A 1,535-nucleotide genomic window follows, 5' to 3' on the forward strand; every position below is an offset into this window, starting at 1 on the left:
CGGGCGCAGCCGGCGCTGGTCCGGCGAATGGGGCGCCGACCGCGCGCCCGACGCGCCGCGCATCGACGTGCTCGTGCCGAGCGCGGGCCGCACCGCCGAGCTGGCCGTGACGCTCTCGGGCCTCGCCGGGCAGGACGATCCGCCGTTCCGCGTGATCGTGAGCGACCAGTCCGACGGCTTCGACGCCGACGCGGAGCCGAGCGTGCAGGGCATGGCGCGGGTGCTGCGGGCGCAGGGCCGCGAGGTGGAGATCGTCTCGCACCTGCCGCGCCGCGGGATCGCCGAGCACCGGGCGTCGCTGCTCGCGCGCGCGACCGCCGACTCCGTGCTCTTCCTCGACGACGACGTGTGGCTGGAGCCCGGCATGCTGCGCCGGATGCACGACGCGCTCGAGTCGCTCGACATCGGCTTCGTGGGCGCCGCGGTGCAGGGCCTCAGCTACCTCGACGACCGTCGGGCGCACGAGGCCGCCGCCTTCGCGCCGTGGGGCGACGCGGTCGAGCCCGAGCGGATCCGCCGCGGGGAGCCCGGCTTCGACCGCTGGCCGCTGCACAACGCCGCGAACCTCGCGCACGTCGCCGCCGACCTCGGCCTCGAGACCGACACCTGGCTCGCCTACCGGATCGCGTGGGTGGGCGGCTGCGTGCTCTACCGCCGCCGGGCGCTCGTGGAGACCGGCGGGTTCGACTTCTGGGACCGCCTGCCCGAGCGGCACTCCGGCGAGGACGTCGCCGCGCAGTGGCGGGTGATGGAGCGCTTCGGCGGCGCCGGCATAGTGCCGAGCGGCGCGGTCCACCTCGAGGCGCCGACCACCATCCCCGTGCGGGAGGTCGACGCCTTCGACGTGCTCTTCGCCGAGGAGTCGCCGGATCCCCAGGAAGCGCCCCTAGGCGACGGCCCCGCCGAGGAGTCGACTCGGAACGTGGGCGACGCGGACGACCGCGCCGACCGCTCCTGATCACCGACGAGAGGACATCCCATGGCCATCAACCCCATCGAGCTCCAGAAGCACCTCAGCGGCCTCGACTACCCGGCGTCGAAGGACGACATCGTGAAGAAGGCGGAGGACTCGGGCGCCGACTCCGACACGCTCGACGCGCTCAAGTCGATCGAGGACACGGAGTACGACGCCCCCACGGCGATCAACTCCGCGGTCTCCGACGCGAGCTGATCCGCTCGCACCGCCCGCGTCGCGGCCCCCGTCCTCCGCGTGAGGACGGGGGCCGCGGTGCGTGCGGGCCGATGCGGCGCCGTGGTCGTCCGTGAGGGGCCCGTCGTCAGCCGGCCGCAGCACCCCGTCGGTCGCGGGAGCGCCCGTCGTGCGGCAGCTCGTCCTCGATCGCGGCCAGCGCGTCCGCCAGGCAGCCGAACCAGTCGCAGAGCCCCGGCACCGGCTGCATGCGCATGAGCTCCACCCGCTCGCCCTGCACCTGGAGGTAGCCGAGCAGCCTCCGCGCGTCGTTCTCGTGCAGGCGCGCGTCGCACACCCGCCATTCCGTCTCGGTGAGCGCGATGACCTCGAGGCGCTCGTCGGC

3 protein-coding genes are annotated in these 1,535 nt (G+C 74.6%); 2 read left to right on the plus strand and 1 reads right to left on the minus strand.

Annotated elements, in window-relative coordinates; all coding sequences use genetic code 11:
• Both Q6969_RS15520 and Q6969_RS15525 read left to right on the plus strand, forming a co-directional pair.
• Positions 1 to 958 (plus strand): glycosyltransferase family 2 protein (locus tag Q6969_RS15520; protein ID WP_317231247.1); only part of this gene is annotated, 958 nt, incomplete at its 5' end.
• Between the two features lie 21 nt (positions 959 to 979).
• The gene (locus Q6969_RS15525) at positions 980 to 1,171 is read left to right on the plus strand and encodes a DUF2795 domain-containing protein (protein ID WP_317231248.1); all 192 of its coding nucleotides are present in this window, start codon (positions 980 to 982) and stop codon (positions 1,169 to 1,171) included.
• A gap of 106 nt (positions 1,172 to 1,277) precedes the next feature.
• On the opposite strand, the gene Q6969_RS15530 is transcribed toward Q6969_RS15525, so the two are convergent.
• A partial coding sequence (locus Q6969_RS15530) for a hypothetical protein (protein WP_317231249.1) occupies positions 1,278 to 1,535 on the minus strand: 258 nt, incomplete at its 5' end.

This window comes from Clavibacter sp. MX14-G9D, assembly GCF_032917815.1.
GTDB lineage: Bacteria > Actinomycetota > Actinomycetes > Actinomycetales > Microbacteriaceae > Clavibacter > Clavibacter michiganensis_K.

What these genes read in the sequence shown, in the direction of transcription:
- Q6969_RS15525 (WP_317231248.1), top strand. Translation starts at nt 980, where the DNA reads ATGGCCATCAACCCCATCGAGCTCCAGAAGCACCTCAGCGGCCTCGAC.